Here is a 20,971-nt window from a genome sequence, read left to right as displayed (position 1 = left end):
TTACGGGCTGGCGATGGGCCGGCCGGTGAGGCGTGGCGGCGGACGGGGTCAGCGGGCTTGGCGTACCCCGCGCCGCCAGACATCGGCGATGTCCCGGACGGCCGTGATGTCCCGAGTGGGGTCGCCGTCGACGAGGAGGAGGTCCGCCCGCAGGCCCGGGGCGATCCGGCCGCGGTCGTGGAGCCCGAAGTGCCGGGCGGGGGCCGCCGTGGCCGCGTGCAGGGCCTGCGCGGGAGTGAGGCCGGCCGCCGTCAGGAGTTCGAGTTCGCGGTGCATGCCCTCGCCGTGGAGCGGGGCGAACGGCGTCGCGTCGGTGCCGGCGAGCAGGGGCACGCCGGCCGCGGCGAGGGCCGCGACGACCTCGGCGGCGTAGTCGCCACGATCGGGACGACCGGCGCCGGAGGCTTCGGCGTACGAGAGGGTGCTGACCACGAACACGCCTCGGGCGGCGGCCTGCGCGGCCAGTTCCTCGGTGGGAGGCGCGCCTGCCCCGCCTGCCCACCAGGCGTGCGCGAGGCCGTCGACTCCGGCGGCCAGGGCCGTGGCCGCCTCGCCGGCCGTGGCGGCGTGGGCGATGGTCCGCAGTCCCGCGTCGCGGGCCGCCGCCACGAGTGCCGCCGCGGTGTCGGCCCCCAGGACGGGCAGGGGGCCTCCGGCCGTCGAACCGTCGTCGATGACGATCTTGAGATAGTCGCTGCCCTCGCGGACGCGGGCGGCGACGAAGGCGGGGGCGTCCTCGGGCCGGGAGATGGTGTCGAACGGCCCGACGGCGTCGCCGAACCCGTCGGCCATCAGGGACATGAGCGGGGACGGGTGACCACCGGGGGCGGTGGCGAGGACCCCGGAGCTACGCAGGTCGGCGACGTCGTCGCGCGCGGCGGCCAGGGCCCGCTGGCGGCGGAGGTTGGCGGGCAGGCAGAACATGTCCAGTTCGGTCGTCACGCCGTGGCGCAGTGCTGCGGCGAGGCTGCCGTCGAAGGTGTGGGTGTGGGCGTCGATCAGTCCGGGCAGCAGGGTCCGTCCGGATCCGTCGATCTCCACGTCGACGGGCCGTGCGCGGTCGTGGGCGGTGGCGGTGGCGGTGGCGGTGATTTTGTCGCCTTCGACGAGCACATCGGCGCGTTCGAGGACGCGGGCACCGTCGAAGACGCGGACGCCTCGGATGAGTGTGCGGGCAGGGGTGGGCACAACGACCTCCTGGAGCCGTGAAAGGTAGTTCGCTCGGTGATAGTACTCCAGCTAACTATCTGCGGGTGAATAGGATGGTGGCCATGAGCGGAGATGAGGGCGCACACGGGGGCGACGGCGGGGATCGTGGCGAGCGCGGCCTGCGGAACGAGCGGGGCGAGCAGGGCGAGCGGGACTTGCGGGGCGACGAAGACGTGATCGACCGGATCGCGGCCGACTGGAAGCGGGAGCGGCCCGACCTCGATGTGACCCCGCTGGCCTTCGTAGGGCGGATCGCGCTCGTCGCCGAGACCCTCGTCGGGCCCGCGGGCGAACGGGCCGTGGAGCGGCACGGGATCAACAAAGGTGATTTCGACGTGCTCGCCACGCTGCGCCGGCGCGGAGCGCCCTACACCGTGACTCCGTCGGTCCTGTCGGCGGAGCTGCTGATGTCCCGTGCCGGGATGACGAAACGGATCGACCGCCTGGAAGGCGCCGGCCTCGTGCGGCGCACCCTGGACGCGGACGACCGACGCAGTTTCCGGGTCACCCTCACCGATGAGGGACTCGCCGTCGTCGACGCCGCGCTCACCGGTCTCGTGGAGTCCCTGGGCGACCTCGTCGCGGACCTCGACGAGGACCAGCGGCGACACCTCGACAACGCCCTGCGCACACTGCTGCGTTCGCGCAAGTCCTGACTTGCCCGGCGGGCCCCTGCCACCCCGACGCACCCCCTCACCGGAGCCGTCCCCGCCTCGTCGCCGGCGTCTCGCCCCGCTCGCGTGTCCTGACGCGCGGGCCGTCGAAGGTCCTGGGGCCGGGGAGGTCGGGAGGCTCGGTCGCCCTCACCGGCCCCTCGGTTGCTGAGGCCTCGGGGCGGCCGGCGCTGCATGCTCAAGGTTCAGGGGGAGCAGCCGCGGGCGACGGCCCGCGCGCCTGAGGCGATCTGTCCCTCCAGATGTACGCCACCTTGACGCCGGCCGGGAAGGCCCTGGCGACAGCAGGGCCGCGACGCGGGGCGTCCGCCCTGCGGGTCGTCGGCAGCGCGAGTCCGACCTCAGGGCAACTTCCGCCACCAACACCGAAGTTGATTCGGGCGGACGGTTGACCCGGGAGAGGGACCCCGGCACAAGGGCGTCGGATGACTTCGGGGTGACGAGGCGGGCGACGCCCGCCGTGGCGCGCAGCCCGGCGAGCGGGAGCGCGGAGCGAGTGGACCGAGGCATCGGACGCGCCCAGGGTCGCGGGTGCGGCAGACGATGGCAGACACACCCGACCGGTGGCAAACACGGAGGGAATGCCCAACGGATGGAGACGGCTCTGGTCCTGTACGCCCGGCCGGAAAGGCCGCCGTACGGGCGGTACTGATCACCGGCGCGTGACGGCCACCGTCACCCGTGCCACCTGACGCCGTGGAGGACGGCCACCCCTTCGGTAGCGCGCGCCTTGCAAAGGGCGCAGACCTCGTCCATCGGCCTCTCCCAGAACTCGACACGCCCGCAACCCCGCTCCGCCCGGCCCGCAGACACTGGACCGGCTCTGATGCCTGCGAGCCCGGGGTGACCGTCGCCCGGGGCGCCGCCGACGTAAGAAGCCGTTGTCGTACCGATCTTGGTGAGCATGGGTTCGAATGCGGCGGCTCGGTCGGACGATATTCGGTCTGTCCGTGCACGAAGACAGGGCCTCTGGTACAGCTCGGGGTTGTCGATACGTTGAGCGCACCAGGAGGCCCTACCAACGGCATCCCGGCACCTCCACCGCAGAGACGACACAACACCTCGTCTCTGCCGCCGAAATGCCGACCCTATGCCTGACCAGTGCAAACGCACCCGTCGATCTCGGAATGAGAGCGGCTTCTAGCCGGTCCGCACAGGAGTCGTGTCAGAAGTCTGGTCTAGGTTTGGCCTGTGAACCACAGCAGCTCCAAGGCCGGGGCGCCCCGCGAGCCTGACTTGCCGCCGTATCGGGTAGTCCTAGCGGAGACGGATTGGGGTTCGCTCCAGACGGCTTTCGGGAACGGTGAGTGCCTTCCCAAGGTCCTGGCACGGTTGCTGGAGCCTGATCCCAAGGTGCAGGTCACCGCTTTGTCGGAGCTGAGTGAGCTGGTCGGCCACCAGAACAGCATCTACGAAGCCACTGCCCCCGTCGCCATGTATGTCGCCGGTATCCTCACCCACCCGGCGGCCATGACTCTCCGGCCGTATCGCAACGTCCCCATCCGCGCGACATTGTTGAACTGGTTGGTTTCCACGGCCTACGACGCCTCCGACGAGATTGTCGACCGCACCGAGCAGCACTTCCCTGGCTTCCTTACCCACGACTCCACGCTGGCGGCCTTCCGGGACCTGCGCCCGATGTTCTATCGAGCCGTCGCACCTTTCCTCCAGGACAGTCACGAGGACGTGCGCGAAGCCGCCGGCCTCGCCGCACTCATCCTCGCCGAACACCCCGTGCTCGCCCAGCACCGCGATCACCTCGCGGTGCACGCGCGCCGCATCCTGGACACCAGCAGCGACGAGCCTAACCGGCGCGTTGCCTGGAAGGCCCTCGAAGCGTGGGGCCACGACGTCACCGACATTGAACCTTTCCAGGAGAAGCCCTGTGACTGCGGGCCACATAGCGATGGCCGCGGCGATCTCGAACCTCCCTTCTGACTGATAGGCGCACGGCCCGCAGGTTCGAACGGGGTCCGGATCAGGTGAGTTCGCGGTTGGCAGGGCATGAAGGAAGGGCCTCCTGAACAGCTCGTGGTTGTCGAAGCCCGAGCGCCAGGAGGCCCTGTTGTCGCAGTTGTACGTGGTCGTACCGGTGGAGTCCAGCCTGTTCACCCCGGGGTGTGATTGTCTTGCTCACAGGTTCGGGAACGCGGCGGACAAACCGGGCCACCGGCCTTGCTACACGTCGGACATGACGGATGCGGAGCCGACCGCGGGGATCGTGGACTCGCAGTCGGTGAAAGGGGACGCCGTGGTCGGCGCGGCCTCCCGCGGCTTCGACGGCGGCGAACTGGTCAACGGGCGTAAGCGGCACCTGGTTGTGGACTGCCTCGGCCTCGTGCTGGCGGTGCTGGTCACCCCCGCGTCGGTGACGGACCGCACCGCCGCCTGCGGGATGCTGCCCGCGCTGCGGGAATGCTTCCGCCGGCTCCGGCTGATCTGGGCGGACGGCGCCTACACCGGCGACGTCCTCACCGAAGCCGCCCACCGGCTCGGCCTGCACCTGGACATCGTCCGACGCAGCGACGACAGCCGCGGGTTCACCGTCCTGCCCCGCATGGGTCGTCGAGCGGACCTTCGCCTGGCTGATGCGCAGCCGGCGGCTCGCCCGCGACTACGAACGGTGCTCCGACACCAGCGAGGCGTTCGTCCTGTGGTCGATGACCATGGTCATGAGCCGCCGCCTGGCCCGCCACGCCATCCGCCGCCAGCAGCAACGGCGGAATCTCGCTCCGGCAGCGTGAACATACCCGGCAGGCTCTCCGCCAGCCAGCCCCGCTCGACCAGCGGCTTCAGCCTGCCCCGCGCACCCTCCACCCGGGCCGTAACCGAAACGTCCCAGCCCAGGCCCACCGCCACTTGCCGCGCCGACAATCCGTCACCGCCCGCCTTTTTGAACACGGCCATGATCCCTCGGTAGTCCGGGCCGAGAATTTCGACCTCGACCCCGTCCTTCCTGCGGGTCACCACCCGCCGAGCCCTGGCCGCTGACGGGGCCGCCACATCGTCCACCGCTGGCTCACGAACAGGCTCAGGCTCGGACGGCCCCGAAGCCTCGGCGGGCTCGGGACCTCCCAGTTGGGTCAGCGTCTTGAGATACTCCTCCAGGCCGATCACCCGGCGGTTCAGCACCTCTTCCGCGTCGACGAGAGCCGCCCGCACCCGCTCGAATTCGGCACGCAGTTCCTCCACTCGCGCCAGCGCGGCCCTTTCGCGGCTCTCCATCACAGCCCGCCTCGACGGCATCCGCCACCTCACGTCTTCCACTACGAATCAGACGGTCCCAGCCTGCCTCGACAGCGCGCACATAACACCTGACCTGTGTAAACACACACATCAGATCCGGAAAAGCCACGGCTTCTAAGGCCTGATCTTGGGCGTGTTCTGAAGGTTGGGGTAGCCGCTAGCCGGTGCTTGGTGACGGCGATCAGGTCCGTGGGCGATGGGCTCGAACGTCCACAGGGCGTCCATCGGGATCGCGAGCGGTCATCGTCCACTGCGTGGGTAGTGTCTCGATCGGTCCGACCGGCCATCCGGCGCCCAGGATTCGTTCGCGGACCTCACACAGTTGCGCGTGTGTTCCCACGCGCAGCCCCCATCCGGCGTTGCCGAGGGGGTCGAGATCGGCGGTGGGGGCGGTAGCGGTTTCGATGATCATCAGGTGGTCGTCACCGCCGACGTCGATGACTGCGATCCGAGGATCGGAAGGGGTTGCGGCGCGCTCGAATGCGAGCACTGCTCCGAGAAACTCCGTGTAGTACGCCACGAGCCGGTCGAAGTCGGTCGTGGACAGAGTCAGATGATTGATTCCGAAGAGTTCGGGCATGGTGGGCCAACTGTAGTGCGGCCGATGGAGGGCACCTGGGTCGCGATTGCGATGCTGTCACAGCGCCTGGCTCATCACGGTGAGTTGGATCGTGGCTTCGCAGCGGACGGAAGGTTTCTCTTGCAATTCTCACGGTCGAAGCCGGGGGGACAGCCGCCGGCCAAACCTCGGCGTCGGCGGTGGCCGGCCTGGTAGCCCTTCTCAGGAACGGTGTGAGGAATTCCCATCCGCGACCGCACGGTGGCCGAGCGGTCGAAGAACTATGGGTCTCCACCAACCGCCAGGTCGTGATCGACGCCACCACCCGCCGGGTTGTCGTGGTCGACCGGCCGCTTGCCGGGAACCACAACGGGCACCGACGCGGTGGCGGCCTGTTCATCGTCCAGACCCTCGCACTTCGTGGCGAGTGTCGTGAGGCGAAGGTCGAGCCGACTTCGAGCGTGGTGCGCTCGTCGGCGTTCACGAGCGGCACAGGGGATTCGAAGGCGCTCATAGGCGATTGTCCTCAGCAGCCGAAGCCGTCGACAGGCAGGGCCTCACAGCAGGGCAGACGTTGCCTCATGCGGCACTGGCTCTTCGCGGGCTCGTGCACAGCGACAACGTGATTCAAGCGTCCCATCCCGGTACGGTGACGCCGCGGGCGCGGATCCCGCCAGGTGCGTACCGCAGGACCGCCCCCGCAGGGGCAGGTGGCGGCACCCTCGCTTTCGGCGCCGATCAGGCACGCCCGTCCACCGAGGCCCACGGCCCTCAGCTCTCCCGCCCCTCCCCTACCCGCTGCCCTCGCGCGTGAGGGAGAGGACCGCGAAGCCGCGGTCACCACCGGCGCGCCACGGCTCTGGAGGAGCTGTTCGCGCTCCCCCTCCGCCGAGGACGCCCCGTCCGTGGTGATGAGGTGGGTAAGGAAGACGTCCGGTGCGACCAGATCAATCGAGCGCAGGCCGGACCAGGACAGAGCGACAGCAGCGACGAGTCGGCCGGCCTGACGGGGTGGAAGATGAACGGCCCCATCCGGCTGACCGTCACCTCGCCGGGATCCCCGGCGACCCAACGGGCCTGAGCATCACGAGCCACGGCGGCACGCCGGGAGGGGGTGCCGACCGCATGGCCGAGGAGGCTGCGGTGCGCCCAGGGCAGCTGATCGGTGCGGCAGGGTGCAGGGAATCGGCCCCGGATCCTGGCGATCATCCGCGCGCGGGCCTTTCACTTTTCGGCCAAATTGGTTGCACAGCAACGAAGTTGAGTGATTCATGTTTCTTCTGGGTTCTTGTGGGACTGTTCGTTGTCGGCTCCGAGTCGCTGTTAGCTTCTCGTCCGGAGCGAGACACGCTCCAGAACAGGGAGACGAAACAAGCATGAAGAGATCCTTCGTACGTCTGACTTTCGCCTTCGTAGCAGTGCTCGGTATGACGGGCCTGGGCGGCGCGGCGACCGCCGCCACTGCGAGCCCGGCGCCCCTGACGACCGAGTACTTCAGCGGCTTCGGAACCGGGTCGAGCGCGTGGACGGCAGAGAACTCGGCCCACAACGACGCCTACACCAAGGCGTCGTTCGCCGGCTACGCCCGGTACACGTGCTTCCCGTCCGGCATCCCGTACACGCGACAGATGAGCCAGTTCATGTACTGGTCCAATGCGACGGTCCGGTGCACGAAGTGAGCATCAAGCCTTGAGTTCCTGATCTCCCGGCCGGCCGATCGCCCGGGCTCTCTCGCTGCGCGGTGCGCGGTGAGCTCCCGGACCGGTACGGCGGGATTTCCGTGCGGGCGGCTCTCGCCCAGAGGGGTCTGACCAATCCCCCTGCTCCTCGCACCCGAGGGCGCACGACACACGCTGTGCAGTCTCCTGCCGCCCCACCCCCACGGAAGGACGGGGCGGGCGGCAGGGGACGCCTGCTCCGCCCGGCTAGTGCGGAGGAGGCCGGCGTCCCGGGCTCGGCGGACCTTGGCGCATTCTCCCGTGTGCGGCAAGGCGCCCTGCGCTGGCCGAGCCCCGTCAGCCGCGCGCAGAGCGGGTCGCGAGCGGTTCCACAGCGCGGGCTCGCACGTTGCGCGCGTAGAGCTCCGCCTCCTCACGAACGAGCACGAGCCTCGGCCTCGGACCGGACCAGGGCGGCGGCGGCCTCGGCAGCGGCGGCCTGGATCGCGGGCATCACCCACGGGGGTGTGCGGACGGCGTCCGGCGCTCGGTCGATCGGGCCGATGACGTCCGCCGCTTTCTGCGGCCGGTCGGCAGGGTCCTTGGCGAGCAGCCGGATATGACGAGGTCCGCCGCATCGGTGGGCAACTCGGGCACGTCCAGCGGTTCAGGCGTCGCGTGGAGGTGCAGGGACTGAAGTTCGGCAGCGGTGTCCGCTTGGAAGGACGGATTTCCGCTCAGCCCCTCGTAGAGAAGACGTCCCAAGGAGTAGAGGTCGGAGCGGTGGTCGAGGTCGTCGGCTGCCTCGTACTGCTCGGGCGACATGCGCGTGGTGGTGTGGTGCCGCTGATGCACCCCGGCTGCGTCTTCACCAAGCGGAGCGAGGGATCGAGGAACTTCGCTATGCCGAAGTCGAGCCGTTTGATGCCTCCCCCGTCGGTCCGCATGATGTTGGCGGGCTTGATGTCCCGGCGCACGACCCCGCAGGAGTGGACGACCCCGAGGGCGTCCGCTGCACGAACTTGACTGCCACGTCCCGGCCGATGCGCCTGTCGCGGGCGGTCCACACTTCGCCGCCGCCACCCCCGCCGATTCCGTGGTCGAGTGCGTAGCGATCCCCCACCGGCTTCCCCCGCGTCGCTGTCCTCTCACGTATGTCACGCCGGTCCCGATGCTGTGCTCTGTTCGAGTATGGGCTTCCCGACCTCAAGAACGGGAGTCCCGCCTGGGGGCTCGCAGGAGCGAAAGCCGGGCCAACGGTCACGCACGTCCCAGCGACCACAGGCGGGGCGCCGTGCCGTCAACAGCAATACAATCGACGGCAGTTGAGTTGGCAGCAACGTCCAGGCGGCTCATCGGCCCGATCTGCGCATGCCTCCTGTGCCGACGGATCCCGGACGCAGCCATGCTCGGGTCGGGGCGCGGGCGGGTCGGCTGTGGGTGGACGGCCGCCCCGCGCCCGGAAGGGGGTACGGGGCGGGGCGGCCGCGGAACCACGGGCCGGCGGCCGGGGGGAGAGGCCGCAAGCGGGTGGTCGAGTGCAGTCCCATGCGCTCGTCCCGCCGCCTACCCCCGCATCGTGCACCTACACACCTTGTCCTCAGCGGTCCGCCGTCCTCGGCCTCCGGGCCGCCGCGCCGGGGCCTCCTACCCCACTGAGGCCGAGGGGGACGTGCGCTCGTCCTTGCTTACGGGGCCGAACCCGCCTGCCCAAGGGGTGGAGGCACCGCTGAGTCGCGCGGAGAGTTCCCGAGGTCGGCCGGTGACGCGCCTGTTCAGCGGAGGCCCCACTCCTCTGCGGGGAGGGAATGCCACAGGTCGAGCCAGTCGCGCAGCAAGAACAGCGGGCGGATCAGGACGACGTCACCGGCCCGCTGGGACCGGAGCGCCAGGCCGAGGTCGGCGAAGACCGGATCACCGGCGACGCTGTACGTCAGGCTCTCGGGTCGTGTCGTGCGGTGGACGAGCCAGGCCTCCACCTCGGACGGCACGCAGCCGGTCAACGGGACGGCGTCGAGTCTCACCTGGGGGCCGGTGAGGGCGTCCACAGCCACGCACCCCAGTCGCTCGTCCTGGAAGAGGACCCTGATCCCGCTGTCGATGAAGTCGGCGTACTTGAGCCGCTGGTCTGCGCCGTGATGGGCGGAGGACGTGACGGCCGGTCGTTCGCCGAGGGCGCTGGTGATCTCTTCCAGGTCCATCCCGAAGTGCAAGGGTCCGACGCCTATGTACGGCGTGAACGCCCACTCGGCGCGCTCCTCCTCCCCGGCGGTCCGCCACGGTCCGCCGTATCCCGGTCTGCTCCCCGGAACGGCCGTGGGTCGCCGAGGGCTCGGGCCGGGCGGGATGTCCTGCGTGGATGCCGTCCTGAGCCCGTGCCGACCCCGGAGTCGTTCCGGAACCGCGGTGTCCTCGGGCTGCCCCTCCAGCAGGCGGACAGCCTCCTCCTGCCCCGCCCCGAACGGGTCGTCCGCCACTTCACGTGCCCGGTCGAGGTCCGTACGGAGCTTCCGCTCCGCGGCGACGAGACCCGTGACGTCCTCCCCCCCCAGGCCACCAGGCGTTCCCGCGCGATCCAGCGGTAGGAGGAGTCCCCGCTCACGGCGAGCACCTCGCGAACGGCGTCCGCGCACCGCGGTACGAGCGTGGCGAGAGCGGGGTCGTCCAGCAGCAAGGCCGTGGCCGCGAGCGCCGCGCCGCCTCCCTCACCGACGGATCGTCGTCGTCACGGAAGCACGCGACGCGATCATGGAGCATCGGCCGTACCGCGCGGGCCGCGACGAGATCCAGCGCGGTTCCCGCACCGTCCTCGGCCCCACGACGGGCGATGTCGGCGAACGTGGCGAGCCAGTTCAGGAGCTCGGCACGCAGGGACCGCCTACCCGGCCTGCGCCCCCACCGCCCCTCGGCAAGGGTCCGCGGGTCGTCCAGGAGACGGACGACGACCACGGCCGCAGGGGCGGTCGCCGGAAACACGCGCTCTCCGTTGAGCAAGAGACGGTACAGATCCTCCACTGCCCGCGCCCGGCGCCACGGCTCGGCGGCCAGCACGGCGCCGAGGATCTCCGGGGTGTCCGGTACGCCGTGCCTGCCCGTACAGAAGTGCGGCAGCTCCTCCCAGGCGGTGGCCGCGAGCGCCGACTCTGCGGAGGCCGACGGGCAGCCTGCGGTGGCGTACGGACGGTCTGCGGGTGTCGCGTCGATCACGGCCGTAGTGTGTCCGCCGGATCCGGCGCGAGGACTGCGACGACCGCCGCGTACCGGAGACGAGCGGGGTCCTCTGGTGGGCGGGTGCGCGTGGACCGAGCCGACCTAAGCGGTGCCTGGCGTGGGCAGGAGGCCGCAGAGGTGGTTGCCGGGGTCAGTGGGGGTGTCGCTGGTCCAGAACTGGATCCACAGTGCGGTGAATTCGGGGCGGTCGAGGTAGCCGTCGCCATCGCGGTCGAGGCGCGCGAAGACGCCGGCGGTGTCGGTGGGGCGGCCGTGCCAGGTGTCGACGAGGGTCTGGTGCTCGGCCGGCGAGATGCGGCCGTCGCCGTTGGTGTCGACAGCGTCGAAGACGGTCTCGGCGGTGGCGGCGACGGCGTCGGTCATGGTCGGCAGGAGGTCGACCATGGCGAGGAGTTCATCGAGGTCGATCCTGCCGTCGTGGTCGGTGTCGACGTGGGTGGCCAGGTGGTCCCACCAGCCGAGCATCACGTTCTGGACGCGGGTGGCGAGTTCGGAGCCTGGGCGGACGCGGGGCAGGGTGTTCCAGCGCGCGGCGAGGGCCTGGAAGTCCCGCTGGTCGAGGTAGCCGTTGGCGTCGGTGTCGAAGGCGTCGAACATGCTGAGGAGCTTGGTGCGCTGGAAGGTGCTCGCCATGGTGTGGATCGGCCCTTTCGGTGGGGTGGTTCAGGGCGATCCTGCCCGGGAGTAGGCGGGCGCAGGCGGCGGGCGGGGGTGTGCGGGGGCGCGCGAGGTACACGGACGCGCCGGGGAGAGCTGGGGGGAGGAGTCGGCGCAAGGTGGTGCCCCGTGAGGTGGTGCCCCGTGAGGTGGTGAGGCGGGGCGAGAAGGAGTACGAGCCGAGGCGCACGCGGGGCCGTGGGCATCGGGTCTCACGTCGGTGAGCGCCGAGTCCGCCCCGGTGCTTGCGGTGCTTTCGGCGTTCTCGGTGGATACGGCGATGGTGTCGCCGGCCGGGAAGCGACCCTCGGCGAATCCGGGGGCCGGTACGGATCCGAAGTCCGGCGGGGATCCGTACCAACCCGTGCGGGGGTCCTCGTGAGACCCGTCAGCCCGTCGTCGCGTATCGGCTGGCCGGCCGGGGCAGGCCCAGGTGGCCGCGCAGCGTGGTGGAGGTGTACTCCGTGCGGAAGACCCCGCGTCGCTGAAGCTCCGGGACCAGGCCCCGGGTGATCGCGGTGAGGTCGTGCGGGAGGGTCGCCGGGCGGAGGCGGAAGCCGTCCAGGCCCGCGGAGCGCCAATCGAGCAGCAGGTCGGCGAGTTCGGCGGGGGTGCCGGCGAAGATCTTGGCGTCGGAGGCGAGTGGGGACCCTGCCACCTCGTCCAGGCGTGTCTTGCGGAGCGCCGCCGCCCCCGGTTCGTCGTCCAGGAGGACGACGAGGTCCGCGAAGGTCCGCAGCGGTCGGTGCGTCAGGTCCCGCCCGGTGCGCTCCACGGCCTCGGCGAGCTGCGTGAGGATCGCCGAGGTGCCGGCGCGGTCGTGCGGGGTGACGGCGACGACGTCCGAGCTGAGCGCCGCGAACTCGTACGGGGTGGTGGCGTGCGCGAGGCTCACCACCAGCGGCTGTCCCTGGGGGCTGCGCGGGGTGATCGACGGGCCCTTCACGCTGAAGGTACTGCCGTGGAAGTCGACGGGGTGAACCTTGTCGCGGTCGAGGAAGCGGCCCGTCGCCGCGTCCCGTATCTCCGCGTCGTCCTCCCAGCTGTCCCAGAGTCGCCGCGCCGCTTCCACCACCTCGGCGCCTTCCGCGAAGAGGGCGCGCAGCGGCCGGGAGATGGACTCCGGGTCGGTCACGTCGGCCTCGGTGAGCGTGGGTGTGGTCCGACGGCCGAAGTGGGCGGTGTCGGCCGCGCGGGTCGAGATCTGCGGACGCCAGCCGGCGCGCCCCCGGCTCGCGTGGTCGAGGGTCGCGATGCCGATGGCCAGGTGAAACGGTTCGGTGTGGGTGACGTTGGTGGTGGGGACCAGGCCGATGTGTGCGGTGAGCGGGGCGAGGTGGGCGGAGAGCAGCACCGCGTCGATGCTGCCCCGGACCTGGTCGGTACGGTTGTCGGGCACGTGGAAGGCGGCCGACTGGAGGCCGAGGGCGTCCTCGAAGGTGACGAAGTCGAGCAGACCGCGCTCGGCCTCGGCGACGAGGTCGGCCCAGTAGGCGGCGTCGAGCAGCTCCCCGGGCCGAGCGCCCTCCTCGCGCCAGGCCGCGGGGTGCCAGCCCGCGCCGTCGAGCGCCACGGCCAGGTGCAGCGGGGTTCCGGTATCGCCCGGGGTTCCCGGGGTGCCCGGGGTGCCCGGGATCCCTGGCGTGCCTGTGGGGTCGGGGGTGCTGGTCGGTGCGCCGGTTGCGCCTGTCGTCTCGGACGTCTCGGTCGTGCCGGTCGTCTCGGTCGCGGCGGTCGTCTCGGACGTGCCGGTCGTCTCGGACGTGCCGGTCGTCTCGGACGTGCCGGTCGTGCCGGTCGTGTCTGTCGTTCCGGTCATTCTGAGGTCTCCCTGCCGTGGTGCTCGCGGTGGCCGTCGATGCCGTCGATGCCGTCGCCCAGTCGCTGTCCGGGGCCGCCCCATCCGGCCGGCCGGGGTGCGGCGGACAGGCCCAGGTGGTCCCGGAGTGTGCTGCCGGTGTAGTCGCCGCGGTGGACGCCCTTCTCCTGGAGGATCGGTACGACGTGGTCCACGAAGTCGTCCAGGCCGCCCGGGGTGAGGTGAGGGACGAGGACGAAGCCGTCGGCGCCCTCGGTCTGTACGTAGTGGTCGATGGCGTCCGCGACCGTCCGCGGGCTGCCGACGAACGTCTGCCGTCCGCCGACCTCGATGACCAGCTCCCGGATGGAGAGGTTCCGCTCCTGCGCGAGCTTGCGCCACTGCCGGGCCGTCTCCGCACGGCCCTTGCGGAAGACGGAGTGCCCCTTCAGGAAGTGGGCGTCGTCCTCGGGCTCGATGTCGGGCAGCGGACCGTCCGGGTCGTAGGCGGACAGATCGCGGCCCCAGACCGCCTCCAGGTGCGCGATCGCGGTCTGCGGGCTGACCAGGTCACGACTGATCTCCTCCGCGTACGCGGCGGCCTCGGCGTCGGTGTCCGCGACGACCACGCCTGCGGTGGGGAGGATCAGGAGGTCGTCGGGACGTCGGCCGTACGCGGCCAGACGCCGCTTCACGTCCCGGTAGAACTCCCGCGCCGCATCGATCCGGTTGTGCTTGCTGAAGACGACCTCGGCGTCGGACGCGGCGAAGTCCCGCCCCGCGTCGGACTCACCGGACTGGATGATCACGGGGTGGCCCTGCGGGCCGGGCGGAGTGGTGAAGCGGCCGGAGATGTCGAAGTGCCTCCCTCGGTGCGCGAAGCGGCCGGCGCCGGGGGCTATGAACTCTCCCGTGTCCGCGTCGGCCTTCAGGTCGTGGCCCGACCAGCTGTCCCACAGCTTCCGCGCCGCGGTGAGGAACTCGGCGGCCCGTGTGTAGCGGTCGGCCTCGGGGAGGAAGCCGCCCCGGCGGAAGTTCTCGCCGGTGAAGGCGTCATGGCTGGTGACCACGTTCCACGCGGCGCGGCCGCCGCTGAGCCGGTCCAGAGTGGCGAACCGGCGGGCCACCTCGTACGGCTCGTTGAAGGTGGCGTTGACCGTGGCGGCGAGGCCCAGATGCGTGGTGACGGCGGCCAGGGCGCTCAGCACGGTCAGGTTCTCCGGGCGTCCCGCGATGTCCAGGTCGTAGACCTGTCCCTTGTGCTCGCGCAGCCGCAGCCCTTCGGCCAGGAAGAAGAAGTCGAACCTGCCGCGTTCGACGGTCTGCGCGAGCCGGATGAAGGAGTCGATGGATATCTGGCTCTCGGAGCGCGGGTCCGACCAGACGGTCACGTTGTGGATCCCGGGCAGCTGAGCCGCGAGATGCACCTGCTTCCTGGTGGTGACGGGCATGGGGCGGGTCTCCTCCTGCGAACTCCGGCGGCGGGATGGTGAGCGGGCCTCGGGGGCGGGTGCGAGGCGCGCGCGGGCGTACGCGTGGGCGCGGTCGCGGGCGGACGCGTGGGCGTGCTCGTGAACGGTGGGGGACGGTGACGGAAGCGGAGCAGGACGGTGGCTGATGTGAGGGGTGGCCTGATGCCCCTCCGAGCCTGCCTGCGGGGGCAGCTCCTGCACAGCCCGACCCCGCCTGCTTCACGAGGTGTTCATGGCGCGGAGACAGGCGTCGCGTCCGGAACCCTGGGTGCGGGGCCGCGGGCTCGGCAGGTGGCCAGCCGCCCGTCCCCGTCCCGCTTGCCGGACGGGCTGCGGACTTCGGCGGGTGGTGTCCCGGCCCCGAGGCGAAGCCGGGACAGGGCCGAGCCCCGCCGACGCGGGGCGGTAGGCGGCCGGCGCTGCGCCGCTCCCGTCCCCCCTTCGTGCCGCCGCGGCACCGGCGTACGGCTGACGTCGGTCGGCGTGAGGTCCCTGCCGGGTGGCGCGGCTCAGCCCCGGTAGGGCGAGGGCCCCTTCGTACGGAACGGGGAGCTCCTTCGTACGGAACGGCTCCTTCGGCCGCGCCCGGAGTGCTCGGCCGTCGGCGCTCCTCCCGGCCCCGCGCGGAGGCGGGCAGGGGCGAGCGTCTACCGCCGGGGACGGTCAGGCTTCGTCGTCGCCCTCGTCCTCGTCCTCGTCCTCGTCCTCGAAGAAGTCGCCAATCTCGTCCACGACTTCGGCGGCGACGAGGCCGGCTGCGAGCCCTGCGGCGCCCGCGGCCACGGCGGTCCCCATGCCGGGGCCGGAGCGGTGCGCCTCGTGGTCGCCGTGGGCGTCGGTGTGTCCGTGGGGTACGGAGGCGCCGTGATGGCCCTGGGTGGCGGACAACTGGCGGATCCAGGCGTCGACGTCGGCGTTCCAGTCGCGCCGGGCAGCGTCGTCATGGCTGACGACGTGGCGGTTGAGGGCATCGTGGCCGGAGGAGAGGAACCCGCCGGGCCGGTCGGCCTCCAGGACGACTTCCATGCCGCCGGGGCCGGCCAGGAAGGTGACCTCCAGCTCCCGCATGGCATGGGCGTACTGCGAGGCGGGGACGAGTTCGATCTCCTGGTAGAACGGCAGCTGCTGGCCGGTCCCGCGGATGTGCCCGTACTCCAGGTCTGCGGACTTGAAGCCGAAGCCGAGCCGGCCGAAGGCTTCCAGGACCGCCTCCTGGACGGGCAGCGGGGTGACGGCCAGCGGGTCGAGGTCGCCTTTGTCCTTCGCTCCGGCCACCGCGAGTTCCGTGCGGACGCCGAGCACGATGCCCAGGTTCTGCCCGTACAGCTCGGTGATCGGCGTCTCCCACGGCAGCGCCACCGTGAACGGCACGCTGCGCCGCTCGCCGGCCGCGAGGCTGAAGCCGCCGGCGACGGTGAACGTGCCGAACGCCGCCAAGCCCTCGGTCTCGCCGTCCTCGTGCTCCGCCTCCACCCGGGCCACCAGTTCCAGGGTGATCTGCTCGATGTCGAAGTCGGCGCCGCCGCCCTTCAGGTGCACGTGGCCGGTCAGACCGTCGCCGGGCCGGACCGGTCCCGGGTCGAGGACCGTGTCCACGGTGGGGCCGCCCACCCCGAGCGAACCGAGCAACTTCTTGAACACCATCGCGGCGTTCACTCCTTCATGTACGGATCGGCCGGCGCGGCGCCGCGGCCCTCTCTGCTCAGGGTCACCGACGGCACCGCGCGGCCAGAGGACGGTGACTACTTGGCCGAGTCCAGCGCGGCCAGCGCCTGGGCCCACCGGGTGTACTTCAGTGCGGCGAGCTCGGCGACGGTGGTGACGCCGAACGCCTCCTTCAACAGCTCCCCGTCACGCTCCGACACTCCCTTCAGCGCCGCGACGGGCGCAGCGAGGATCTCGGGCAGGGGCTTGTCCGCCCACGCCTTGTCCAGCACCTTGTCCAGATCGATCGAAGCCACGTGTGCCCTCCCAGGCCAACAGCGAGTCAAACCAGCGGTGCGCGGTCGCGCGCCCCGCGGGCGCCGCCCGGAAGCGACGTCCGGAGGCGACGTCCGCACGCGCGGAACCAGGGGTGGTCGGGAACAGCATCCGACCACCCCGCGTGTTTCTACACGCCTGTAGAAGCATAGGGGCAGGCCGGCGGATCTTGGGCCGGATCGAGGCCACGGGGACATGAAGAGTCCGGAAACGCATTGCGGCCGGCCGGCTCCACAGCCCCTGCCCCCGATGCGCGCCTGGACCTGCTTCGCGCCAGGCGCCTCGGCGAGGCGGTTGATGGTCCGTCATGGACCCTCAGTCATACGGCGGCTGGGTTCCGGCGCCGGCCGGCAGAACCCGTACCGTCCCCCGCCGTCGACCTCGACGAAGGGCGGCGGTCGCACCGTTCGTCGCCGTGCGGTCAGGGACGAGTCGCCGTGGTCAGCCAGACCGCGCCGCCGAGGCGGACCCCCTCGGGGGTCTCGTGTCGCCGGAGTCCGGTGGTCACCTCCTCGCGGACCGCGGCGGTCACCTCCGCGGGGAGGCTGTCGAGATTGAAGCGGACGGGGCTCATCGCGAAGAAGAAGTCGGCGGCGTCGGCGGCGTCCCGACCCCAGTGGACCAGCCCTTCGACCGGCACCGTCGTCACGTCGGCGAACCCGGCCGCGGCGAGCACCTCCTGGATGCGCGCGGGGTCGGAGAGCGACATCATGCCTCGCGCGGCCGGGGAGGGCTCACGCATGAGGGCGTGCGCCGGCGCGAACACCTGGGCGGACTCCCCTTGGGGGTCGGGCATGGAGGGACTGATGAAGGCCAGCCGGCCGCCGGGGCACAGGGCCCGGCCGATGTTGGTGAACGCGGCGGCGTGATCGGCGAAGAACATGACTCCGCCGCGGCTGATGGTCACGTCGGTACCGCCGGAAGGGAAGGGATGGACCTCCGCGTCTCCCTGTTCGAAGACGGCGTTGGGGATGCCCTCTTCGGCGGAGAGGGCTCGGGCTCGTTCCAGCATCGGCGCGGAGATGTCGATGCCCACCGCCCGCCCGGAGCCGGCTTGGCGGGCCGCGCGACGGGTGGTCTGCCCGGTCCCGCACCCGATGTCGAGGACGCGGTCGCTCTCCCTGATAGCGGCCGCGGCGAAGAGCGCGTCGTCGAACCCGCCGTTCAGCCTGTCGAAGCGGTCGTGGTGGTCGGCCCAGTGGACTCCCTCGGGGCCGTTCCATGCCTGTGCTTGCCGGTCGTCGGCGATCTCCCGCATCAAGCGCCACCAATTTCACTAGAGTTGGCTTCTAGAGTTCAACTCTAGGGATAGAGTTCCGACATGGCTGATGTCAAGGGAACGGGGAAGCGGGCTCTCAAGGCTCAACAGACGCGGGGGCGCATCCTGCAGGCCGCCCGCGAGCTGTTCGTGGAGCGGGGGTACGGCGCCACGATGCTCCAGGACGTCGCGACCCGGGCCGGGGTGGCCGTGCAGACGATCTACTTCGTGTTCGGGAACAAGCGGAACCTGCTCAAGGAACTCGTCGACATCACGATCGCCGGTGACCAAGCACCGCTCACCACCATGGAGAGGCCGTGGTTCCGCGACGCGGTGGCCGCCGGGACCTCCGACGCGCACCTGCGGGCGCACGTCCGCGGGACGCGGGAGATCCTCGAACGCGTCGCGCCGATCATGAGCATGGTCGACACGGCGGCCGCGTCGGATCCCGAGGTCGCCGGGCTCTGGCAACAGGACGAGGACCCGCGGTACGTCGTCCACGCCGCCGCCGCGAACGCCCTGATGGCCAAGCCGGGAGCTCGTACCGACGTGGCCGCCGCACGGGCCGCCGACCTGCTGTTCTGTGTGCTCAGCCCCGAGCTGTTCCTTCTGTTCGTACGCGAGCGCGGCTGGTCGCCCGAGGAGTGGGAGGACTGGTCGTACGACTGCCTGCGCTCGCAGCTCTGCGCCGCCTAGGCCGTCTAGGCCCGCCGAACGGCGTGTCCCGGCCTCCGGGACCGGGGCGCCGTCGAGCGACCTGTGTCGGTGGCCGGAGCCGTCCGCCTCTGCCGTGTGCCGTCTGCTGCGTGCCATCTGCCGTCCGCCGTCTAGGGTCGCGTTCCATGACGAGGACCACGCCCCCGCGCCCGTTCGATGTCGAGGTGCTCTTCCCGGAGCTGGCCGCCTACCGCGGTACGACGACACGCTTGCACCCGAGGCCGGGCAGCCCGAAAGCCTCGGACAGCTCGGTGGGCGGCCCCATGCTGTGGCCGGCGGGCGAGCCGTGGCCGGTATGCGCTGAGACCCATGTCCGCGGACAGGGTCGGCGCCCGGCCGACATCAATCGCTACCGGCAGGTCCTCACCACCGCCTGGGCCCGGAAAGAGAACCCCGGCCCTACGGAGGAAGAACGAGCGCTCCTGGCCGAGCTGCACCGGGAGCGGCGACTCTCCGAGGTGTCCGAGTCGGATCTCCTGCCGATGATCGGCCTGGCTCAGCTGTACCGGCGCGACGTCCCGGACCTGCCGGCGTGGCGGGACGGCTGCGACCTGCTCCAGGTCTTCTGGTGCCCCTTCTCCTCGCACGGCCCTGGCCGGTACGAGCACGGGCTGCACCTGCATCTGCGCCGGCGGCGGTCGTGGGAGGTCGGTGACGTGACGGCCGCTCCCCCGCGGCCGCCCGTCGTCGGGTCCGACGGATTCGTGCCCGAGCCCTGTGCGCTGCACCCGGAGCAGGTGGTCGGCTACCCGTACGCCGGCCTCCTGCCCGAGGCACTGTGCGCCCGGATCGACGCCTGGGACGAAGCCCGGGCAGCGGAGGCCGACCAACGGGCTGACGAGAACGCCGCCGGCCCGGTCTGCTACCAGTACGACCTGTCCATCCCGCCCGGCTGGCGCGTCGGCGGCTTCGCCTCCTGGCACAAGACCGATCCGTACCCCATGGACTGCCGGACCTGCCGGACACCGATGCGTCCGCTGCTGACCATCGACAGCTCGGAGTGGGACGGCGGCAGCGGAAGCTGGAAGCCGGTCGAGGACCGGGAGCTGCTCACTCACCGGGACGCCTCCCCGACCCAGGTCACCGTGGGCCGATTCGGCGAACTCAACGTCTTCGTCTGCCCCGTCGATCCCGACCACCCGCACCGCTGGAGCATCCAGTAGCTTCCGAGGCTTCCGGGCGCATCGGCCGACGTGGGCCGGTGGGCCGGTGAGCCCGGCTACCGTCAGGACGTGGGGGGTGCAAGGGGTTCGGGGGTGATCCGTACGGTCTCCACCCAGGGCGGGGGCGCGGGGGCGTCCGGGCCGATCAGGGCGGCGACGAGTCGGCAGGAGACGGGCTCGGCCGGCCACGGTGTGAAGCCGTCCGTCATGACGACGACGATGTTCGGCCGGTCCTGTGCCGCGAGCGCCGCCCGGATGCCGACCGTCATGTCCGTACCGCCGCCCCCGGCCAGCGCGACCTGTTCGACACCGGTGACCCGGGAGACGGCGTGTACGTCGGCGTCGCAGGCGAGGACGGCGACGCGGTTGCCGCCGACTCCCACCTCGCGCAGCACACCCGACACCTCGGCGAGCGCGGCGGCCAGCTCCTCTTCGCCCATCGAGCCGGAGGTGTCCACGACGATCGCCACCCGCGGCAGCGGACGGCGCAGGCTCGGCAGCACGACGCGCCCGCCCAGGGCGGAGGCGCGGCGCGAGGGGCGCCGGTAGGTGTAGTCGACCGCGCCGCTCGCCCAGGCGACGGCCTCCCGCACGGCGCCCGCCAGGGCCGAACGCCAGTCGACGGTGGGTTCGAGGACCTGTTCCGCCCAGCGCTGCCAGCCCGCCGGAACGGTTCCGCGCGAGCCCCTCAGCGCCTGGGAACGGATCGCCTGGGCGGTCTGCCGACGCAGCGCCTGCGCCTCCACCGGGCCCAGCCGGGCCACCCCCGCGCCGCTCTCCCCCAGGTCCCAGGGCGACGGCCGGCCGTGCGCGCCGGAGCCGCAGTCGACCGGATGCGGCGGGGAGGCCGGGATGCCCGGCAGGTAGCTCTCGAAGAGCCCTCCCGTGGGGAGCCCGAAGAGGCCGGGTTCCATGCGCCCCTGCGGCAGTTTCAGCCGGTCGGCGAGAAGGTCGTCGTTGATCTCGCAGTCCTGTGCGATGTTGACGCGCAGCGGATCCCGCTGGTCGGCCGCGGGGAGCCGGTCGGCCCGTCCGTGGTGGTCGCGCAGCAGATGCGCGACCTCGTGGATCCACACCCCGGCGAGTTCCTCGATGCCGGTCTCCTCGACGAACCCGGCGGCCACGTAACACCTCCAGAAGCGGTCGACGGCCATGGTCCGCACCCGTGATGACGGCACGACGGTCAGCGCGTAGAGCGCGGAGGCCAGGTACGGGCGTGCCTCGGCGGCCTTGTACCGGGCGGCCAGCAGTTTGGTCCGGTCGAGGGTGGGGGTGGGGGCGGGGACCGGTACGGAAGCGGCTGGACGCATAGGGGCGGGACGTGGGGACGGGTGGGGGTCGGGTACGGG

At 71.4% G+C, this 20,971-nt stretch carries 21 protein-coding genes and 2 pseudogenes; 9 read left to right on the top strand and 14 right to left on the bottom strand.

Annotation, left to right across the window (positions count from 1 at the left end; genetic code table 11):
- Positions 1-48: 48 nt before the first annotated feature.
- The gene (locus ACFYT9_RS21765) at positions 49-1,188 is read right to left on the bottom strand and encodes an amidohydrolase family protein (protein WP_389166246.1); all 1,140 of its coding nucleotides are present in this window, start codon (positions 1,186-1,188) and stop codon (positions 49-51) included.
- A gap of 83 nt (positions 1,189-1,271) precedes the next feature.
- Between ACFYT9_RS21765 and ACFYT9_RS21760 the strand changes: the two genes are divergently transcribed.
- The 4 genes and pseudogenes from ACFYT9_RS21760 to ACFYT9_RS21745 all read left to right on the top strand — a co-directional run bounded on the left by ACFYT9_RS21760 (position 1,272) and on the right by ACFYT9_RS21745 (position 4,627).
- Positions 1,272-1,865, top strand: a complete 594-nt coding sequence (locus ACFYT9_RS21760) for a MarR family winged helix-turn-helix transcriptional regulator (RefSeq protein WP_389166244.1) — start codon at positions 1,272-1,274, stop codon at positions 1,863-1,865.
- A 1,209-nt stretch (positions 1,866-3,074) separates the two neighbouring features.
- Positions 3,075-3,821, top strand: coding sequence for a hypothetical protein (locus ACFYT9_RS21755; protein WP_389166241.1), 747 nt, complete (start codon positions 3,075-3,077; stop codon positions 3,819-3,821).
- A 253-nt stretch (positions 3,822-4,074) separates the two neighbouring features.
- Positions 4,075-4,365: pseudogene (locus ACFYT9_RS21750) on the top strand (transposase); the annotation flags it as partial.
- A 106-nt stretch (positions 4,366-4,471) separates the two neighbouring features.
- Complete coding sequence (locus ACFYT9_RS21745; RefSeq protein ID WP_389166238.1) at positions 4,472-4,627, top strand: hypothetical protein; 156 nt, start codon at positions 4,472-4,474, stop codon at positions 4,625-4,627.
- Here the strand turns inward: ACFYT9_RS21745 and ACFYT9_RS21740 are convergent.
- Both ACFYT9_RS21740 and ACFYT9_RS21735 read right to left on the bottom strand, forming a co-directional pair.
- Positions 4,554-5,108 (bottom strand): hypothetical protein, encoded by a 555-nt coding sequence (locus tag ACFYT9_RS21740; protein ID WP_389166235.1) that lies wholly within the window; start codon positions 5,106-5,108, stop codon positions 4,554-4,556. The genes ACFYT9_RS21745 and ACFYT9_RS21740 overlap by 74 nt on opposite strands.
- A gap of 202 nt (positions 5,109-5,310) precedes the next feature.
- Positions 5,311-5,709, bottom strand: coding sequence for a VOC family protein (locus ACFYT9_RS21735; protein ID WP_389166233.1), 399 nt, complete (start codon positions 5,707-5,709; stop codon positions 5,311-5,313).
- A gap of 219 nt (positions 5,710-5,928) precedes the next feature.
- On the opposite strand from ACFYT9_RS21735, the pseudogene ACFYT9_RS21730 reads away from it, so the two are divergent.
- Both ACFYT9_RS21730 and ACFYT9_RS21725 read left to right on the top strand, forming a co-directional pair.
- Positions 5,929-6,059: pseudogene (locus tag ACFYT9_RS21730) on the top strand (IS5/IS1182 family transposase); the annotation flags it as partial.
- 1,005 nt (positions 6,060-7,064) lie between these two features.
- Positions 7,065-7,367, top strand: a complete 303-nt coding sequence (locus ACFYT9_RS21725; protein ID WP_387273479.1) for a hypothetical protein — start codon at positions 7,065-7,067, stop codon at positions 7,365-7,367.
- 492 nt (positions 7,368-7,859) lie between these two features.
- Here the strand turns inward: ACFYT9_RS21725 and ACFYT9_RS21720 are convergent, their stop codons facing one another.
- From ACFYT9_RS21720 to ACFYT9_RS21710, 3 genes are all read right to left on the bottom strand, one after another.
- Entirely contained in the window at positions 7,860-8,171 is a 312-nt protein-coding gene (locus tag ACFYT9_RS21720) for a hypothetical protein (RefSeq protein ID WP_389166341.1), read from the bottom strand.
- Positions 8,084-8,413, bottom strand: coding sequence for a hypothetical protein (locus tag ACFYT9_RS21715; protein WP_389166230.1), 330 nt, complete (start codon positions 8,411-8,413; stop codon positions 8,084-8,086). The genes ACFYT9_RS21720 and ACFYT9_RS21715 overlap by 88 nt, the downstream gene beginning before the upstream one ends.
- A gap of 708 nt (positions 8,414-9,121) precedes the next feature.
- On the bottom strand, positions 9,122-9,547 hold the full coding sequence (locus tag ACFYT9_RS21710) for a hypothetical protein (protein ID WP_389166228.1): 426 nt from the start codon (positions 9,545-9,547) through the stop codon (positions 9,122-9,124).
- 174 nt (positions 9,548-9,721) lie between these two features.
- Between ACFYT9_RS21710 and ACFYT9_RS21705 the strand changes: the two genes are divergently transcribed.
- Entirely contained in the window at positions 9,722-9,931 is a 210-nt protein-coding gene (locus ACFYT9_RS21705) for a hypothetical protein (protein WP_389166226.1), read from the top strand.
- A 13-nt stretch (positions 9,932-9,944) separates the two neighbouring features.
- On the opposite strand, the gene ACFYT9_RS21700 is transcribed toward ACFYT9_RS21705, so the two are convergent.
- The 7 genes from ACFYT9_RS21700 to ACFYT9_RS21670 form a co-directional block, all read right to left on the bottom strand.
- Positions 9,945-10,553, bottom strand: coding sequence for a hypothetical protein (locus tag ACFYT9_RS21700; RefSeq protein ID WP_389166224.1), 609 nt, complete (start codon positions 10,551-10,553; stop codon positions 9,945-9,947).
- Positions 10,554-10,658: 105 nt separating this feature from the next.
- Positions 10,659-11,210 carry an EF-hand domain-containing protein gene (locus ACFYT9_RS21695; protein WP_376602033.1) on the bottom strand — a complete coding sequence of 184 codons (552 nt, stop codon included), beginning with the start codon at positions 11,208-11,210 and terminating at the stop codon, positions 10,659-10,661.
- Positions 11,211-11,622: 412 nt separating this feature from the next.
- On the bottom strand, positions 11,623-12,870 hold the full coding sequence (locus ACFYT9_RS21690; protein WP_389166331.1) for an LLM class flavin-dependent oxidoreductase: 1,248 nt from the start codon (positions 12,868-12,870) through the stop codon (positions 11,623-11,625).
- Positions 12,871-13,049: 179 nt separating this feature from the next.
- Positions 13,050-14,483: an NtaA/DmoA family FMN-dependent monooxygenase gene (locus ACFYT9_RS21685; RefSeq protein ID WP_389166221.1), complete on the bottom strand. Its 1,434-nt coding sequence runs from the start codon at positions 14,481-14,483 to the stop codon at positions 13,050-13,052.
- Between the two features lie 684 nt (positions 14,484-15,167).
- Positions 15,168-16,148 (bottom strand): sporulation protein, encoded by a 981-nt coding sequence (locus ACFYT9_RS21680; protein WP_389166218.1) that lies wholly within the window; start codon positions 16,146-16,148, stop codon positions 15,168-15,170.
- A 98-nt stretch (positions 16,149-16,246) separates the two neighbouring features.
- Positions 16,247-16,465, bottom strand: coding sequence for a hypothetical protein (locus tag ACFYT9_RS21675; protein WP_387273463.1), 219 nt, complete (start codon positions 16,463-16,465; stop codon positions 16,247-16,249).
- Positions 16,466-16,905: 440 nt separating this feature from the next.
- On the bottom strand, positions 16,906-17,742 hold the full coding sequence (locus tag ACFYT9_RS21670; RefSeq protein WP_389166216.1) for a class I SAM-dependent methyltransferase: 837 nt from the start codon (positions 17,740-17,742) through the stop codon (positions 16,906-16,908).
- A gap of 63 nt (positions 17,743-17,805) precedes the next feature.
- Here ACFYT9_RS21670 and ACFYT9_RS21665 point away from each other — a divergent pair, with 63 nt between their 5' ends.
- A complete protein-coding gene (locus ACFYT9_RS21665; RefSeq protein ID WP_389166213.1) occupies positions 17,806-18,438 on the top strand; it encodes a TetR/AcrR family transcriptional regulator in 633 nt (210 codons plus the stop codon).
- Between the two features lie 146 nt (positions 18,439-18,584).
- Positions 18,585-19,622 carry a hypothetical protein gene (locus tag ACFYT9_RS21660; RefSeq protein ID WP_389166210.1) on the top strand — a complete coding sequence of 346 codons (1,038 nt, stop codon included), beginning with the start codon at positions 18,585-18,587 and terminating at the stop codon, positions 19,620-19,622.
- 62 nt (positions 19,623-19,684) lie between these two features.
- Here ACFYT9_RS21660 and ACFYT9_RS21655 read toward each other — a convergent pair whose 3' ends face one another.
- On the bottom strand, positions 19,685-20,932 hold the full coding sequence (locus tag ACFYT9_RS21655; protein WP_389166208.1) for a VWA-like domain-containing protein: 1,248 nt from the start codon (positions 20,930-20,932) through the stop codon (positions 19,685-19,687).
- Between the last annotated feature and the right edge of the window lie 39 nt (positions 20,933-20,971).

This window comes from Streptomyces sp. NPDC004435 (assembly GCF_042873895.1).
Taxonomy (GTDB): Bacteria; Actinomycetota; Actinomycetes; order Streptomycetales; family Streptomycetaceae; genus Streptomyces.
The sequence above is the reverse complement of the archived record's forward strand: the minus strand, read 5'-3'. Positions and strand labels throughout refer to the sequence as shown.

What these genes read in the sequence shown, in the direction of transcription:
- ACFYT9_RS21760 (WP_389166244.1), top strand. Translation starts at nt 1,272, where the DNA reads ATGAGCGGAGATGAGGGCGCACACGGGGGCGACGGCGGGGATCGTGGC.
- ACFYT9_RS21745 (WP_389166238.1), top strand. Translation starts at nt 4,472, where the DNA reads ATGCGCAGCCGGCGGCTCGCCCGCGACTACGAACGGTGCTCCGACACC.
- ACFYT9_RS21740 (WP_389166235.1), bottom strand. Translation starts at nt 5,108, where the DNA reads ATGGAGAGCCGCGAAAGGGCCGCGCTGGCGCGAGTGGAGGAACTGCGT.
- ACFYT9_RS21735 (WP_389166233.1), bottom strand. Translation starts at nt 5,709, where the DNA reads ATGCCCGAACTCTTCGGAATCAATCATCTGACTCTGTCCACGACCGAC.
- ACFYT9_RS21725 (WP_387273479.1), top strand. Translation starts at nt 7,065, where the DNA reads ATGAAGAGATCCTTCGTACGTCTGACTTTCGCCTTCGTAGCAGTGCTC.
- ACFYT9_RS21720 (WP_389166341.1), bottom strand. Translation starts at nt 8,171, where the DNA reads ATGTCGCCCGAGCAGTACGAGGCAGCCGACGACCTCGACCACCGCTCC.
- ACFYT9_RS21710 (WP_389166228.1), bottom strand. Translation starts at nt 9,547, where the DNA reads ATGGACCTGGAAGAGATCACCAGCGCCCTCGGCGAACGACCGGCCGTC.
- ACFYT9_RS21695 (WP_376602033.1), bottom strand. Translation starts at nt 11,210, where the DNA reads ATGGCGAGCACCTTCCAGCGCACCAAGCTCCTCAGCATGTTCGACGCC.
- ACFYT9_RS21685 (WP_389166221.1), bottom strand. Translation starts at nt 14,483, where the DNA reads ATGCCCGTCACCACCAGGAAGCAGGTGCATCTCGCGGCTCAGCTGCCC.
- ACFYT9_RS21680 (WP_389166218.1), bottom strand. Translation starts at nt 16,148, where the DNA reads ATGGTGTTCAAGAAGTTGCTCGGTTCGCTCGGGGTGGGCGGCCCCACC.
- ACFYT9_RS21670 (WP_389166216.1), bottom strand. Translation starts at nt 17,742, where the DNA reads ATGCGGGAGATCGCCGACGACCGGCAAGCACAGGCATGGAACGGCCCC.
- ACFYT9_RS21665 (WP_389166213.1), top strand. Translation starts at nt 17,806, where the DNA reads ATGGCTGATGTCAAGGGAACGGGGAAGCGGGCTCTCAAGGCTCAACAG.
- ACFYT9_RS21660 (WP_389166210.1), top strand. Translation starts at nt 18,585, where the DNA reads ATGACGAGGACCACGCCCCCGCGCCCGTTCGATGTCGAGGTGCTCTTC.
- ACFYT9_RS21655 (WP_389166208.1), bottom strand. Translation starts at nt 20,932, where the DNA reads ATGCGTCCAGCCGCTTCCGTACCGGTCCCCGCCCCCACCCCCACCCTC.